This is a genomic window from Tepidiphilus margaritifer DSM 15129 (assembly GCF_000425565.1).
GTDB classification, from domain to species: Bacteria; Pseudomonadota; Gammaproteobacteria; order Burkholderiales; family Rhodocyclaceae; genus Tepidiphilus; species Tepidiphilus margaritifer.
Genome location: NZ_AUDR01000017.1, coordinates 113,698 through 127,980 on the forward strand (window position 1 = coordinate 113,698; position 14,283 = coordinate 127,980).

Genomic DNA, 14,283 nt, shown 5'->3' on the forward strand with positions numbered 1-14,283 from the left:
GCTGCGCGGGCGAATCGCTGCGTTGCGCGGTGCTCGCTCCCTCGCCTATTCACTCGATATGTCTCGGTCGCTGCGCTCCGTGCGCCTTGCGCTTCATCCCGCTCGCTCATTTCTTCAGCGTTTCCCTAACGCATCTCCTCCAGCGCCGCGGCCAGACGCCGTGGCGTGTCCGGGGCGAAGGGATCGAAACGGCGCAGCTCGGGCCAGGTTTCGCCGAACTGGCGCAGCCACGTGAGTTGGCGTTTGGCCAGTTGCCGCGTGGCGGCGATGCCGGCTTCGATCATCGCTTCGCGGTCCATCGTACCTTCGAGGTACTGCCAGACCTGGCGGTAGCCAACCGCACGCATGGACGGGTGGGCGAGGGTGAGATTTGGACGCTGCCGCAGCCGCATCACTTCCTCGATGAATCCAGCGTGCAGCATCGCGTGGAAGCGCTCGGCGATGCGCTCGTGCAGCCGTGCCCGATCCGTGGGTACGAGCGCGAGCGGCAGCCAGCGGTAACCGTGGGCGGCCGGGGGGCGGCGGGCGTAGCGCGCGGCGAGCGGTTCGCCCGTGAGAAGGACGATCTCGAGCGCGCGCTGGATGCGCTGCGCATCGGTGGGCGCGAGCCGGGCGGCGGCCTGCGGGTCGAGGCGGGCGAGCTCGGCGTGGAGCGCCGGCCAGCCTTCGCGTGTAGCGCGTGCGTCGATCTCGGCGCGCAGTCGAGGGTCGGCTGGCGGGAGGTCGGAAAGACCTTCGCGCAGCGCCTTGAAGTAGAGCATGGTGCCGCCCACCAGCAGCGGCAGCCGTCCGCGGGCAAGGATTTCCCCGATCGCCGCGAGCGCATCGGCGAGAAAGCGCGCCGCCCCATAGGCTTCTTCCGGCTCGACGAGGTCGAGCAGGTGGTGCGGCACGCGCGCGCGCTCCTGCATGGTCGGTTTGGCGGTGCCGATGTCCATGCCGCGATAGACCAGGGCCGAGTCGACGCTGACGATATCGAGCGGAAAACGTTCGGCGAGCGCGAGCGCGAAGGCGGTCTTGCCGCTGGCCGTGGGGCCGAGCAGCCAGGGGATGCGGCAACACCCGTTCTTCGCGCTCATCTCGATGTTTCCTCAGGCGGCTCGAGCCTGGCGCTGGGTGATCATGCGCCGGTACTCGTCATGCCAAAACCACTCCGATTCTCCGAAGGCGGGCTTGAGGTGATCGAGCCACGTCGCCGAGGCATCGAATTGGGCATAGAAAGGTCGATAGGTCCATCGGGGGTTGCGTGCCTGTAGGAAACGCAGGCTGAAGACCTTTTCTCCTGCTATCGTGCTTACTCCTAGGATTTCCACTTTGCCCGGCGAGGCGGACATGCTGGGGCCGCGCACCGTGCGTGCGAGTCCGGAGACGCGGCTGGCTGCTTGCCGATAGATTTCCCAGGCTCGGGCAAGCGTGACGGCGAAGTGCGACTTGGCACCGGTGTCACGCTCTACAAACATGTAGTAGGGAATGATGCCCAACTCTACCTCTTTTTGCCACAGCTTCGCCCATATTTGAGGGTCGTCGTTGATGTGGCGAATCAAAGGGGCTTGAGCGCGCAGCATCACCCCCGTGGTGCGCAAGCGTTCGATCGCGAGCAGGGTCGGTTCGGCTTGAAGTTCGCGCCAATGGTTGACATGTGCCATGATGGCAAGGTGTTTGCCTGCCGCCATGACCCGCTCGAAGAGCCGCATCAGTGCATCGCCTTCGTTGGGGTCGAGAAAGCGGAATGGCCAAAAGGTGAGCGCCTTGGTCCCAATGCGTATGCTGCGAATGTGGGCGAATTCTGGGGTGAGCAGCGGTTCGAGGTAGGCGGCGAGATGGGCGGTTTTCATCACCATCGGGTCGCCCCCGGTGAAGAGCACGTCGGTGACCTCGGGGTGACGGCGCAGGTATTCGGTGAGCTGACGCGCCTGTGATGTGGCGATGCGCAGCGTCTTGTCGCCCACGAATTGGGCCCAGCGAAAGCAGAAGGTGCAATAGCTGTGGCAGGTTTGCCCTTGAGCCGGGAAAAAGAGCACCGTTTCCGGGTACTTGTGCTGTAAGCCCTCAATGGGATTCCCTTCATCGTCACGAGGGACGTTGAGCTCCATTTGCCCCGCCGGGTGGGGATTGAGTTCGCGACGGATGCGCTGGATCGTTGCTTCCCATTGGGAAGGAGAGGTCCTGTTTTGCAACGCCTTGGCAAGCATGTCGAAGTGGGCTGGCGCAAGCATGCCCCGCTGAGGGAATGTCAGTTGGAATATGGGATCGTGGGGCACTGCATCCCAGTCGATTAGGTGCTCTACCACGTAGCGATTGACGCGAAAGGGCAAGACGGCCGAGACGATTTTCATCTCGAATCGCATCTGATCCGGAAGACGTTGGAGTTGAGGGATGCGGTCGAGATCTCTGGCTGTGTAAACTTCGAAAGTAGGGAGGGTATGTGAATCGAAATGGATCGCATTCATGGCGTTCTCCTGCGTTGGGGACCGCGCATCGCCCTATGATTTCAGGGGGAAGACGGTCGATGGTCTCTTCGTGACGGCCGATTCCGGGGAATCGACAGCCTCGCTCGGTTCGGATCACGAACCCAGACGCTTTTCTTGGCATCACCTCCTTTCCGATTATGACAAATGAGTGTAACAAGAGGGCGCCGATGTGAGCGGGAATCGGCGCGGTGTAAAAGGGTGCGGTGTGTCGGAGTGCGGGATCAGCGTCCGCGCAGGAACAAGCGGTCGAGCTCGGTGAGGCTCAATTGCACCCAAGTGGGGCGACCATGATTGCACTGGTCGCTGCGTTCGGTGCGCTCCATGGCACGCAGGAGCGCGTTCATCTCGGGGACCGTGAGCGGGCGGTTGGCCCGTACGGCCCCATGACAGGCCATCGTCGCCAGAATCTTATCACGGAATGATTCGACGGCAAGGCTTTGCGGCATCTCGGAAAGTTCGTGCAGCAGGGCGCGCACCAAGGGTTCCAGCGCGCCTTGGGCGAGGAGAGCCGGCGCCGAGCGCACGGCCAGTTGCCCAGGCCCGAGGGCGCCGATGTCAAAGCCCAGGCGCTCGAGCGTGCTGCGGTGCTCGTCCCAGGTGGCGTATTCCCGAGCATCGACCGCGAGCACGAGCGGCACGAGTAGGCGCTGCACGTTCGGCGTGCGATCCCATGCCTCTTTGAGCCGTTCGTAGAGGATGCGTTCGTGCGCGGCGTGGATGTCGACGAGCACGAGCCCGGCGGCGTTTTGCGCGAGCAGATAGATTCCGTGTAGTTGTGCGAGCGCATAGCCCAGCGGCGGCGTGGCCATGGCATCGTCGGACGCGAACTCGGCGGTAGGGGCAGGGGCGTCGAATGGGCTCGCCTTGGCGCGCGCCGCGAATGATGTTTCGGTCATTCCCTGTGTCGGCGCGAGCGCAGCCCGAGCGAAGGCGAGATAAGCGGCCTCGGCGGCGGCATCGTGCACACGCGAACCGGCGGGAGCGGAAGGAAAGGCAGCGGGATAGGTGGGCGTACGCGAGCCGGGAGCGTCGCGCGGCGCGGTATAGGATAGACTGGGTTGCCGCGATGGGGGCGATTCGCTCGGGGCAGCCGCCGCTTCACCCCCATCGTTTTGCTCCTGCTCGAGGACGATGCGGCTCGGCGCCAGCGCCCGGCGCACCGCGTCGAGCACGAAACGGAACACCGCCTGCGAATCGCGGAAGCGCACCTCGATCTTGGCCGGATGGACGTTGACGTCGACGAGCGCGGGGTCGATGGTGAGGAAGAGAGCGAAGGCGGGCTGGCGTGATCCATGCAGGACGTCGGCGTAGGCTTGGCGCAGCGCCTGGTTGAGCATGCGGTCGCGCACGAAGCGGCCGTTGACGAACCAGTATTGCAGCGGACGATTCTCCCCGGCATGCCGCGGTTCGATCACCCGCCCGAAAAGCCGTACTGGCCCGGCTGCGGCTTCTATGGGGCGACTGTGCTCGACGAACTTCTCTCCGAGCAGGGCGGCGAGCCGCTCCTGGGGGGTGCCCGGCTTGAGATGCAGCACGCTGCGGGCGTTGTGGCTGAGCGCAAAGGCGACTTCCGGGCGCGCCAAGGCCACGCGCCGCAGGGCTTCCTCACAGTGTGCGTATTCGGTGGATTCACTCTTGAGGAACTTGCGCCGTGCCGGCGTGTTGTAGTAAAGGTCGGTGCAGTCGATCACCGTGCCGGATTCCAGCGCCGCCGGCGCGAGTTCGCCGCTCACGGCATCGAAGCGCCAGGCGTGCTCGCTGCCCCGGGCGCGCGAGGTGATCGTGAGCCGGCAGACGGAGGCGATCGCCGCGAGCGCTTCTCCGCGAAAACCCATCGTGGCGATGCGCTCCAGGTCTTCGGCGGTGTGCAGCTTGCTCGTGGCGTGGCGCATGACCGCGAGCGCGAGCTCCTCGCGCGCGATGCCGTGGCCGTCGTCCTTGACCCGGACGCGGCGCACGCCGCCCTGCTCGAGCGTCACCTCCACGGCGCAGGCACCGGCATCGAGCGCATTCTCGACCAACTCTTTGACGAGAGAGGCGGGACGTTCGACGACTTCGCCGGCGGCGATCTGGTTGATGAGGGCATCGGGCAGCAGGTGGATACGGGACATGGGGCTCGGCGGTAAACGCTACAATCCAAGTTTATCGTGAAGCCGGCGTGAAAGGAGCAAGCGTGCGCAATGTGGTGATCCTCATTTCCGGCCGCGGCAGCAACATGGAGGCGATCGTGCGCGCCGCCATTCCGGGCGCACGCATCGCGGCGGTGATCAGCAACCGCCCCGAGGCCGCCGGTCTCGAATTCGCCCGGCGCCACGGCATCGCCACGGCGGTGGTCGATCACAAAGCCCACCCCTCGCGCGAGGCGTTCGATACGGCGCTCGCCCAGGCGATCGACGCGTTCTCGCCCGATCTGGTGGTGCTCGCCGGCTTCATGCGCGTGCTGGGAGAGGCGTTCGTGCGCCGCTACGAAGGGCGGATGCTCAATATCCACCCCTCGCTGCTGCCCGCTTTCCCAGGGCTGCACACGCACGAGCGAGCGCTGCAGGAAGGGTGCCGCGTGCACGGGGCCACGGTGCATTTCGTTACCCCGGCGCTCGATCACGGGCCCATCGTCGTGCAGGCGGCGGTGCCGGTGCTGCCCGACGATACCCCTGAGACGCTGGCCGCGCGGGTGCTCGTGCAGGAACACCGTATCTATCCGCAAGCGGTGCGCTGGTTCGTCGAGGATCGCCTGAGGCTCACGCCCGAGGGGTGCGTGGTGCTGCAGGGATTGCCGGCCAGTGACCAGGAAACGGCCCTCGTTTGGCCGCCGTTGGAGGCATGATGCTGAAAAAAATTCTTTTTCTCATGGGATTGTTCGTTGCGGCATCCTCCTTTGCCGCCGAGTCGCAACGGCTCGTCTATCGCGTGCTGAGCGGCGAAGGGGGGGTCCAGATCGGACAGGCTGATCTGAGCTGGACGCTGAACGACGACGGGCGCTACGCCATGACCCTGCAATTACAAACCACCGGTTTGGTCGCGCTGGTCGCCCAGGTCAATGAGAAACGCACGAGCAACGGCACCTGGGACGCGAAGACGGGTTTTCACCCGCTGCACTACGAGCGTCAGCGACAGGGCAAGCCGCCCGAGTTGCTCGATTTCGACTGGAATGCCCGTAAAGTGCGGACCACGCGCAAGGGGCAGACGGCGGAGTTGCCGCTCACCGACCACGAGCAGGATTATCTCTCGCTGATGCACCAGCTCGGCTTCCTACGGCAGAAAGGGCCGCGGGAAGGAAAACTCGCCGTGGTCACCGGCAAGCGCATCAAGCAGGCGAGCTACCGCGTCGAGCCGCAGCTGGAGCGTCTCAAAGTGGAAGGGCTGGGTGAGATTCCGGTGCAGCGCATCACGGCGCGCACCGACAGCGGCGACTTCGCCATGACCGTGTGGTGGCAGTCCGAACCGGTGTCGCGACCGGTGCGCCTGCTCATCGAATCCGAAGACGGCGTGTTCGATCATTGGTTGCAGCCGTGAGTGCTTCCCGTCGCCGAAAGGCCCCATCGGGCGAAACCGCGCCGCGTGCCCCCTGGCTGAGCGAGGCGGTGGCGGCGCTCGCCGAGGCGCTGCGCTTCGAGCGCCCGGCCGACACCGTCTTGTCGCGCTTCTTCCGCGAGCGGCCCCACTTGGGGCAGCGCGATCGTGGCGAGATCGCCGAGCGCGTCTATGCCGTATTGCGGCATCGACGCAGTCTGGAAGCCTGGGCCGGGCGTACGAATCCGCGTGCGCTGCTGCTCGCCTGGCTCGTGCGCGGCGAAGGCTGGTCGCTCGCCCGCCTCGAGCCCTGGTTGGAGAAAGGGGAGCGCGCCTGGCTTGCCGAACGCAAGGCGGTCGCGCCAGTGCTCTCGCGCGCCGAGCGGCTCGATGCGCCCGACTGGCTCATCGAACGGCTCGATGCCGCTTATGGTCCGCAGGAAACCGAAGCGCTGCTCGCGGCCTCGAACCGACCGGCCCCACTCGATCTGCGCGTCAACTCGTGGCGGACGACGCGCGAGGCGGTGCTCGCGCGGCTGCAGGCCGACGGCATCGACTGCGATCCAACCCCGTTCTCGCCGCTCGGCATTCGCGTGCAAGGAAAACCGGCGCTGCATACCCATCCCTTCTTTCAAGAAGGGATGTTCGAAGTGCAGGACGAGGGGAGCCAACTCGTGACCCTGCTCGTGGCCCCCCGCCGAGGCCAGACGGTGGTCGACTTCTGTGCCGGGGCCGGCGGCAAGACGCTGCAGCTCGCGGCGGCGCTGCGCAATACCGGCCAGGTCTACGCCTTCGATGTCTCCGCCGGGCGGCTCGCCAAGCTCAAACCGCGGCTCGTGCGCTCCGGGCTCACCAACGTGCAGCCCATGGTGCTCGCGCACGAGAACGACGAGCGGCTCGATCGGCTGGCCGGTAAGGCCGATCGCGTGCTGGTGGATGCGCCCTGTTCTGGCCTGGGGACGCTGCGGCGCAATCCGGACCTCAAGTGGCGGCAGCACCCGGCGCTCGTCGAGGAGCTCGTCGCTAAGCAGCGCGCCATCCTGCAGGCCGCGGCACGCTTGGTACGCCCCGGGGGGCATTTGGTCTACGTCACCTGCAGCCTCTTGCCCGAGGAAAACGAGTCGGTACTCGAAACGTTCCTTGCGCAGGATTCGCGGTTTTCTCTGCTCGATCCTCTGCCGCTGCTCTTCAAGTCGGGGGTGCCCGAGCAGATTCCCCGCTGGGAGGTCCCGACGGCCGAGGCGCTGGTCGATCGCTTCAGCCCCATGGTGTTGCGCCTCGCGCCCCACGTACACGGCACCGACGGCTTCTTCGCCGCCGTGCTCGCGCGCAACGCCTCGCCCTGAGGCCCGATTTACTCACGAAGGAGGAGTCGCCATGACGCAAGAACGACAATTACCCGCAAAATTCAAATGCCTCATGATCCGCGAAGAGAATGGGGTGGTCCGCTCCGGCATCGAGGAGGTCGGCTTCGAGGTGCTCGATCCGGGCGAAGTCCTCATCCGTGTGGCCTATTCGAGCATCAACTTCAAGGATGCGCTCGCCGCCACGGGCAAGGGCAAGATCATCCGGCGCTTTCCCTGTATCGGCGGGATCGACCTCTCGGGCACGGTGCTCGAGTCGAGCGATCCGCGCTTTCGCCCCGGCGATAAGGTCATCGCCACCAGCTACGACATCGGCGTGTCGCACCACGGCGGCTATGCCGAATACGCCCGTATCCCTGCCGGCTGGGTGATCCCGCTGCCGCAGGGATTGGATCTGTTCGAGGCCATGGCACTGGGCACGGCCGGTTTCACCGCCGCGCTCGGCATCCAGCGCATGGAAGACAACGGCCTCGAGCCGGAAAAAGGTCCGGTGGTGGTGAGCGGCGCCACCGGCGGGGTAGGGGGCTTTGCCATCCAGATGCTCGCCGGGCGCGGCTATCGGGTCACGGCGCTCACCGGCAAGGCGCAGGAGAGCGGCTATCTGCAAGAATTGGGGGCGGACGAGATTCTGCTGCGCGACAGCATCGACTTCGCCGCCACGCGGCCGCTGGAGAAATCCCGCTGGGCCGGCGCCGTGGATAACGTCGGCGGCCCCATTCTGCACTGGATGCTCGCCACCATGAAACAGGCCGGAACGGTGGCCTCCATCGGCAATGCCGCCTCGCCCAAGCTCGAGACGACGGTCTTTCCCTTCATCCTGCGGGGCGTGAGCCTGCTGGGGGTGGATTCGGGCTATATCGGTTTCCCGACGCGCGGCATCGTCTGGCAGCGGCTTGCTACGGACCTCAAACCGAAAAAGCTGCGCGAGATCACGCGCGTCATCACGCTCGACGAATTGCCCGGCACCTTCGACGACTTCATCGCCGGCCGCGCCAAAGGGCGCACGGTGGTGCGCATCGGCGGCGAGTAAGCCCCATCCCGTTCGTGCCAGAACGCCCCGGTTTCGTGGTTTTTACGACGAGGCCGGGGATTTCCCCTTTGACACCATGTCTTATAATAGACATCTTTCGTAAGACCGGACGGTGTCGTTCCGGAATTTATTCGTCATCGGGGAGAGGACATGGGCAAGTATCAGGATTTCTACCGTCGCTCGATCGAGGATCGCGACGCCTTCTGGGCCGAGCAGGCGCAGTTCATCCACTGGGAGAAAGCGCCAGAGGTCATCTGCGACTACAGCAATCCCCCCTTCGTCAAATGGTTCAAGGGCGGGCTCACCAACCTCTGCTACAACGCCGTCGATCGCCATGCCGCCAAACGCCCCGACGCACCGGCACTCATCTACGTTTCCACCGAGACCGGAGAAGAGAAAACCTACTCCTACGGCGAGCTGCAGCGCGAGGTCGAGCGCATGGCGGCGATTTACCGCAAACTCGGCGTGGAGAAAGGCGACCGGGTGCTCATCTACATGCCGATGATCCCGCAAGCCGCGTTCGCCATGCTCGCCTGCGTGCGCCTGGGCGCCATCCATTCGGTCGTCTTCGGCGGCTTTGCCGCTGCCTCGCTCGCCACCCGTATCGACGATGCCAAACCCAAGCTCGTCGTCACCGCCGAAGCGGGTATGCGCAACGGCAACGTCATCCCCTACAAGCATCTGCTCGACGAAGCCTGTCGGCTCGCCCAGTTCCCCCCCGAGAAAGTGCTCATCGTCGATCGCGGGCTCGACCCCGATTTCGCTCGCGTCGAAGGGCGCGACCTCGACTATGCAACCCTGCGCGACGAAGTGGGCGAAGCACGCGTGCCGGTCGAATGGGTCGATGCCACGCACCCGAGCTACATCCTCTATACCTCCGGCACCACCGGCAAGCCCAAAGGCGTGCAGCGCGATACCGGCGGCTACGCCGTGGCCCTCGCGAGTTCGATGAAACACATCTTTTGCGGCGGCGAAGGCGAGACGATGTTCTGCACCTCCGACATCGGCTGGGTGGTCGGGCACGGCTACATCATCTACGGGCCGCTGCTCGCCGGCATGGCCACCGTGATGTACGAGGGCACGCCCTTGCGTCCCGATCCGGGCATCTGGTGGCGCTTGGTGGAGAAATATCGCATCAACGTCATGTTCTCGGCCCCGACCGCCGTGCGGGTGCTCAAGAAGCAGGACCCGTCCTATATGAAGCGGGATCTTTCCTCGCTCAAGCACTTCTTCCTTGCCGGCGAGCCGCTCGACGAGACCACGCACCGCTGGATCCACGAAGCCCTGGGCGTGCCTGTGATCGACAACTACTGGCAAACCGAGAGCGGCTGGCCCATCCTCGCGCTGTGCCGGGGGGTGCAAGAAGATCTGCCCATCAAGTACGGCTCCCCCGGTCTGCCGGTCTACGGCTACGATCTGCACGTCTACCGCGAAGACGGCACCGAGTGCGGCCCCAACGAAAAAGGCATCGTCGGCATCGTGCCGCCGCTGCCGCCGGGGTGCCTGAGTACCGTCTGGGGGCAGGACGATCGCTTCGTGTCCACCTACTTCAGCCTCTTCCGCGAGCCGGTGGTCTATTCCACCGCCGACTGGGGCATCCGGGACGAGAACGGCTATCTCACCATTCTCGGGCGCATCGACGACGTCATCAACGTCGCGGGGCACCGCCTCGGTACGCGCGAGATCGAGGAGGCGATCCAGGCCAATCCGGCGATCGCCGAAGTGGCGGTGGTCGGGGTGCACGACGAAGTGAAAGGACAGGTGCCGGTGGCCTTCGCCGTGGTCAAGGATCCGTCGCGCATCGCCACGCGCGAGGACCGTCGGGTACTCGAAGAAGAAGTCAAAAAGACCGTCGACGAGCTGCTCGGCGCCATCGCCCGTCCACATCGCGTCTACTTCGTGCAAGGGTTGCCCAAGACGCGCTCGGGCAAGATGCTGCGCCGCTCGCTGCAGGCGCTCGCCGAAGGGCGCGACCCTGGAGATCTTCCCACCATCGAGGATGCCAACACCCTCGAGATGGTCGCCGAGGCCATCCGCGAGAGCTGAGCGCCCTTGATCGTGCAAGAAAAACGGCGGCGCCGCGTGGCGCCGCTTTTTGCTATGGGTGCTCTTTCAAAAAAAGCGCCTTTCCCGTAAGATCATAAGCTTTTCCTGACCCGGTCGCCCCTTTTGCTGCACGGGAGAACCGGATTTCGCGGGAGCGTCACGCATGTCGCATCTGATGAATACCTACGCCCGTCTGCCCGTGGCTTTCGTGCGCGGCGAAGGCGTCTGGCTCTATGACGAACAAGGCAAACCCTACCTCGATGCGCTGGCTGGCATCGCCGTCTCCACGTTGGGGCACGGCCATCCGCGTCTGGTCGAAGCGATCGCCCGCCAGGCGAAGGCCGTGATTCACACCTCCAACCTCTACCGCATCCCGGCGCAGGAGCGTCTGGCCGACCGCCTGTGCGAGCTTTCCGGCATGGACGAAGTCTTCTTCGGCAACTCGGGGGCGGAGGCCAACGAATGCGCCATCAAACTGGCGCGATTCTACGGCCACAAAGTGAAGAAGGTGGACGCGCCCAAGATCGCCGTGATGGAGCATGCGTTCCATGGGCGTACCCTCGCGACGCTCTCGGCCACCGGCAACGTCAAGACTCAGCTCGGTTTCGAGCCGCTCGTGCCGGGATTCCTGCGTGTGCCCTTCGGTGACGTTGCCGCGCTCACCCGACTCATCGCCGAAACGCCGGATCTGGTGGCCGTGATGTTCGAAGTCATCCAGGGCGAGGGCGGCATCCGGCTCGCCGACCCCGAATACCTGCGCGCCGTGCGTTCCTTGTGCGATGCTCATGGCCTGCTGATGATCTGCGACGAGGTGCAATGCGGCCTGGGGCGCACGGGCAAATGGTTCGGCTGGCAATGGAGCGAGGTGCGCCCCGACGTGATGACGCTCGCCAAGGGGTTGGGCTCGGGGGTGCCCATCGGCGCCTGCCTCGCCGCCGGGCCGGCCGCGGGGCTCTTCGGCCCGGGCAACCACGGCTCCACCTTCGGCGGCAATCCGCTCGCCTGCACCGCCGGGCTTACCACGCTCGACGTGATCGAGACCGACGCACTGCTCGACAACGCCGCCCGGGTCGGCGGTTACCTCAAGGCGACGCTCGCCGCGCGCCTGGCGCACCTGCCCCAAGTCAAGGGCGTACGCGGTCAGGGGCTCATGCTCGGCGTCGAGCTCGACCGTCCTTGCGCAGCTTTGGTGCTCGACGCGCTGGAAGCAGGTTTGCTCATCAACGTTACCGCCGAGCGCGTCATTCGTCTGCTGCCGCCCTTGATCCTCACTATCGAGGAGGCACAGCAGATCGTCGAGCGCCTGGTGCCGCTCATCGAGCGTTTCGTCGCCCGTCATTGAAGGGAGGGAGCACCATGCCGCCGAGACATTATCTCCAGTTCAAGGATTTCAGCGTCGACGAATACGCCTACCTCTTCGAGCGTACGGCCTGGATCAAGCGCAAGTTCAAGAATTACGAACCCTGGCACCCCCTCTTCGATCGCACCCTGGTGATGATCTTCGAGAAGGCGAGCACGCGCACCCGCCTCTCGTTCGAGGCTGGCATCCAGCAGCTCGGCGGGTTCGCGGTCTATCTCAACACGCGCGACTCCCAGCTCGGGCGCGGCGAACCGGTGGAGGATGCGGCCGAGGTCATCTCCCGCATGAGCGATCTGGTGATGATCCGTACCTTCGAGCAGGAAATCGTCGAGCGCTTCGCCGCCCGTTCGCGCGTGCCGGTGATCAACGGGCTCACCAACGAGTTCCATCCCTGCCAGGTGCTCGCCGACGTCTATACCTACATCGAACACCGCGGCTCCATCCGCGGCAAGACCGTCGCCTGGATCGGGGACGCGAACAACATGTGTCACACCTGGCTGCAGGCGGCCGAAGTGCTCGATTTCACCGTGCACGTCTCCACGCCACCGGGTTATACGGTCGATCCGCAGTTGGCGGGCGTCACATCCGAGGGACGCTACCGCTGTTTCGCCGACCCGATGGAGGCCGCGCGCGGGGCGGATCTCGTCACCACCGACGTGTGGACCTCCATGGGCTTCGAGCACGAGACCGACGACCGGCTCTGCGCGTTCGCCGATTGGCAGGTCGACGCGGCGATGATGGCCCAGGCCAAACCCGATGCGCTCTTCATGCACTGTCTGCCGGCGCACCGCGGCGAGGAAGTCACGGCCGAGGTGATCGACGGGCCGCAGTCCGTGGTCTGGGACGAGGCGGAGAATCGCCTGCACGTGCAGAAAGCGCTGATGGAATATCTCGTGCTCGGCCGGATGGAAGGTTGAAGCGGATTTAGGGGATCCGGTGCATCCCGCATCCGGATCGTGTGCGAACGTTCGACGGGAAAGGACGATGAGCGAAGTCAAGAAAGTGGTACTGGCCTATTCCGGGGGGCTCGATACCTCCGTGATCCTGAAGTGGCTGCAAGACACCTATCGCTGTGAGGTAGTCACATTCACCGCCGACCTGGGGCAGGGCGAAGAGCTCGAGCCGGCGCGGCAAAAGGCGCTCAAGCTCGGCATCAAGCCCGAGAACATCTACATCGACGATCTGCGCGAGGAATTCGTGCGCGACTTCGTCTTCCCCATGTTCCGTGCCAACACGATCTATGAAGGGGAATACCTGCTGGGCACCTCCATCGCGCGGCCTTTGATCGCCAAGCGCCAGATCGAGATCGCCAAACTCACCGGGGCCGATGCCGTGGCCCACGGCGCCACCGGCAAGGGCAACGATCAGGTGCGCTTCGAACTCGGCTACTACGCCCTCATGCCCGAGATCAAAGTGATCGCCCCCTGGCGCGAATGGGACCTCACCTCGCGCGAGAAACTGCTCGCCTACGCCGAGAAGGCCGGCATTCCCATCGAGATGAAACACCGCGAAGGCGGCTCGCCCTACTCGATGGATGCAAACCTCCTGCACATCAGCTACGAGGGGCGGCACCTGGAAAACCCGGCCGCCGAGCCGGAAGAATCCATGTGGCGCTGGACGACGGCTCCCGAGAAAGCGCCGGATGTACCGCAGTACGTCGAGCTGCAGTTCGAGAAGGGCGATCTCGTGGCCATCGACGGCGTGCGCCTGCGGCCGCACGAGCTCCTTGCCAAGCTCAACGAACTCGGCTCCAAGCACGGCATCGGCCGGCTCGATTTGGTGGAGAACCGCTACGTCGGCATGAAGAGCCGCGGCTGCTACGAAACGCCCGGCGGCACGATCCTGCTGAAAGCGCACCGCGCCATCGAGTCGATCACGCTCGACCGGGAAGTCGCGCACCTGAAAGATCAGCTCATGCCGCGCTACGCCGAGATGATCTACAACGGCTACTGGTGGAGCCCCGAGCGCCGCGCGCTCCAAGCCCTCATCGACACGACCCAGCAGACGGTCAACGGCTGGGTGCGCGTCAAGCTCTACAAGGGCAGCGTCATGGTGGTGGGACGCGACTCGCCCACCGACTCCCTCTTCGATCCGACGATCGCCACCTTCGAAGACGACCGCGGCGCCTACAACCAGAAAGACGCCGAAGGGTTCATCCGTCTCAATGCCCTGCGCTTGCGCATCGCCGCGAAACTCGAAAAGAAACGCGGCGTCTAATTTGCTTTCAACTTATAAATTGGCCGGATCAATGAATCCGGCCAAGCGAGCATCCCCATGGAAGACACGGTACTTTTTGGACTCACTTTTCCCCAACTCGAAGACCTGGCCTTCAAGATCCTCGTGCCGGCCTTCATCCTCTACATGATCTTCATCATCGCCAACCTGGCGTGGAAGTCCAAGGCCGGCAAGTACGGCACCCTCTGGCTTTTTCTCGCGCTGGGGCTCGGTTTCATCGGCTTCGTGGCCAAAGGGCTGATCCAGTACCTGCTCGGGATCGAGTGA

The 14,283-nt window shown here is 64.8% G+C and carries 12 protein-coding genes; 9 read left to right on the plus strand and 3 right to left on the minus strand.

All coding sequences use genetic code 11. The features are described from left to right. Positions 1-125 precede the first annotated feature (125 nt). The 3 genes from miaA to mutL all read right to left on the minus strand — a co-directional run bounded on the left by miaA (position 126) and on the right by mutL (position 4,582). On the minus strand, positions 126-1,079 hold the full coding sequence (gene miaA / locus H607_RS0107090) for a tRNA (adenosine(37)-N6)-dimethylallyltransferase MiaA (protein ID WP_083961976.1): 954 nt from the start codon (positions 1,077-1,079) through the stop codon (positions 126-128). A gap of 12 nt (positions 1,080-1,091) precedes the next feature. Then, positions 1,092-2,450, minus strand: a complete 1,359-nt coding sequence (locus tag H607_RS0107095) for a lysine 2,3-aminomutase (protein WP_028874860.1) — start codon at positions 2,448-2,450, stop codon at positions 1,092-1,094. 242 nt (positions 2,451-2,692) lie between these two features. Next, a complete protein-coding gene (gene mutL, locus H607_RS0107105; protein WP_028874861.1) occupies positions 2,693-4,582 on the minus strand; it encodes a DNA mismatch repair endonuclease MutL in 1,890 nt (629 codons plus the stop codon). A 62-nt stretch (positions 4,583-4,644) separates the two neighbouring features. Here mutL and purN point away from each other — a divergent pair, with 62 nt between their 5' ends. From purN to H607_RS0107150, 9 genes are all read left to right on the plus strand, one after another. Next, positions 4,645-5,295 (plus strand): phosphoribosylglycinamide formyltransferase, encoded by a 651-nt coding sequence (gene purN / locus H607_RS0107110; protein ID WP_028874862.1) that lies wholly within the window; start codon positions 4,645-4,647, stop codon positions 5,293-5,295. Beyond that, positions 5,292-5,984, plus strand: coding sequence for a DUF3108 domain-containing protein (locus H607_RS12115; RefSeq protein WP_051240743.1), 693 nt, complete (start codon positions 5,292-5,294; stop codon positions 5,982-5,984). Before purN ends, H607_RS12115 begins: the two co-directional genes overlap by 4 nt. After that, a complete protein-coding gene (locus H607_RS0107120) occupies positions 5,981-7,327 on the plus strand; it encodes an RsmB/NOP family class I SAM-dependent RNA methyltransferase (protein WP_037989932.1) in 1,347 nt (448 codons plus the stop codon). The genes H607_RS12115 and H607_RS0107120 overlap by 4 nt, the downstream gene beginning before the upstream one ends. A gap of 73 nt (positions 7,328-7,400) precedes the next feature. Further along, positions 7,401-8,375: an oxidoreductase gene (locus H607_RS0107125; protein WP_028874864.1), complete on the plus strand. Its 975-nt coding sequence runs from the start codon at positions 7,401-7,403 to the stop codon at positions 8,373-8,375. Between the two features lie 129 nt (positions 8,376-8,504). Further along, on the plus strand, positions 8,505-10,421 hold the full coding sequence (locus tag H607_RS0107130; protein ID WP_281168740.1) for a propionate--CoA ligase: 1,917 nt from the start codon (positions 8,505-8,507) through the stop codon (positions 10,419-10,421). Positions 10,422-10,584: 163 nt separating this feature from the next. Continuing rightward, a complete protein-coding gene (locus H607_RS0107135) occupies positions 10,585-11,763 on the plus strand; it encodes an aspartate aminotransferase family protein (RefSeq protein WP_028874866.1) in 1,179 nt (392 codons plus the stop codon). Between the two features lie 14 nt (positions 11,764-11,777). Continuing rightward, a complete protein-coding gene (gene argF / locus H607_RS0107140; protein WP_028874867.1) occupies positions 11,778-12,698 on the plus strand; it encodes an ornithine carbamoyltransferase in 921 nt (306 codons plus the stop codon). 67 nt (positions 12,699-12,765) lie between these two features. Then, positions 12,766-13,998, plus strand: a complete 1,233-nt coding sequence (locus tag H607_RS0107145) for an argininosuccinate synthase (RefSeq protein WP_028874868.1) — start codon at positions 12,766-12,768, stop codon at positions 13,996-13,998. 57 nt (positions 13,999-14,055) lie between these two features. Beyond that, a complete protein-coding gene (locus H607_RS0107150) occupies positions 14,056-14,283 on the plus strand; it encodes a DUF2788 domain-containing protein (protein ID WP_028874869.1) in 228 nt (75 codons plus the stop codon).

Excerpts from the sequence above, each read along its gene's own strand:
- miaA (WP_083961976.1), bottom strand. The coding sequence starts at position 1,079 with ATGAGCGCGAAGAACGGGTGTTGCCGCATCCCCTGGCTGCTCGGCCCC.
- H607_RS0107095 (WP_028874860.1), bottom strand. The coding sequence starts at position 2,450 with ATGAATGCGATCCATTTCGATTCACATACCCTCCCTACTTTCGAAGTT.
- mutL (WP_028874861.1), bottom strand. The coding sequence starts at position 4,582 with ATGTCCCGTATCCACCTGCTGCCCGATGCCCTCATCAACCAGATCGCC.
- H607_RS12115 (WP_051240743.1), top strand. The coding sequence starts at position 5,292 with ATGATGCTGAAAAAAATTCTTTTTCTCATGGGATTGTTCGTTGCGGCA.
- H607_RS0107125 (WP_028874864.1), top strand. The coding sequence starts at position 7,401 with ATGATCCGCGAAGAGAATGGGGTGGTCCGCTCCGGCATCGAGGAGGTC.
- H607_RS0107135 (WP_028874866.1), top strand. The coding sequence starts at position 10,585 with ATGTCGCATCTGATGAATACCTACGCCCGTCTGCCCGTGGCTTTCGTG.
- argF (WP_028874867.1), top strand. The coding sequence starts at position 11,778 with ATGCCGCCGAGACATTATCTCCAGTTCAAGGATTTCAGCGTCGACGAA.
- H607_RS0107145 (WP_028874868.1), top strand. The coding sequence starts at position 12,766 with ATGAGCGAAGTCAAGAAAGTGGTACTGGCCTATTCCGGGGGGCTCGAT.
- H607_RS0107150 (WP_028874869.1), top strand. The coding sequence starts at position 14,056 with ATGGAAGACACGGTACTTTTTGGACTCACTTTTCCCCAACTCGAAGAC.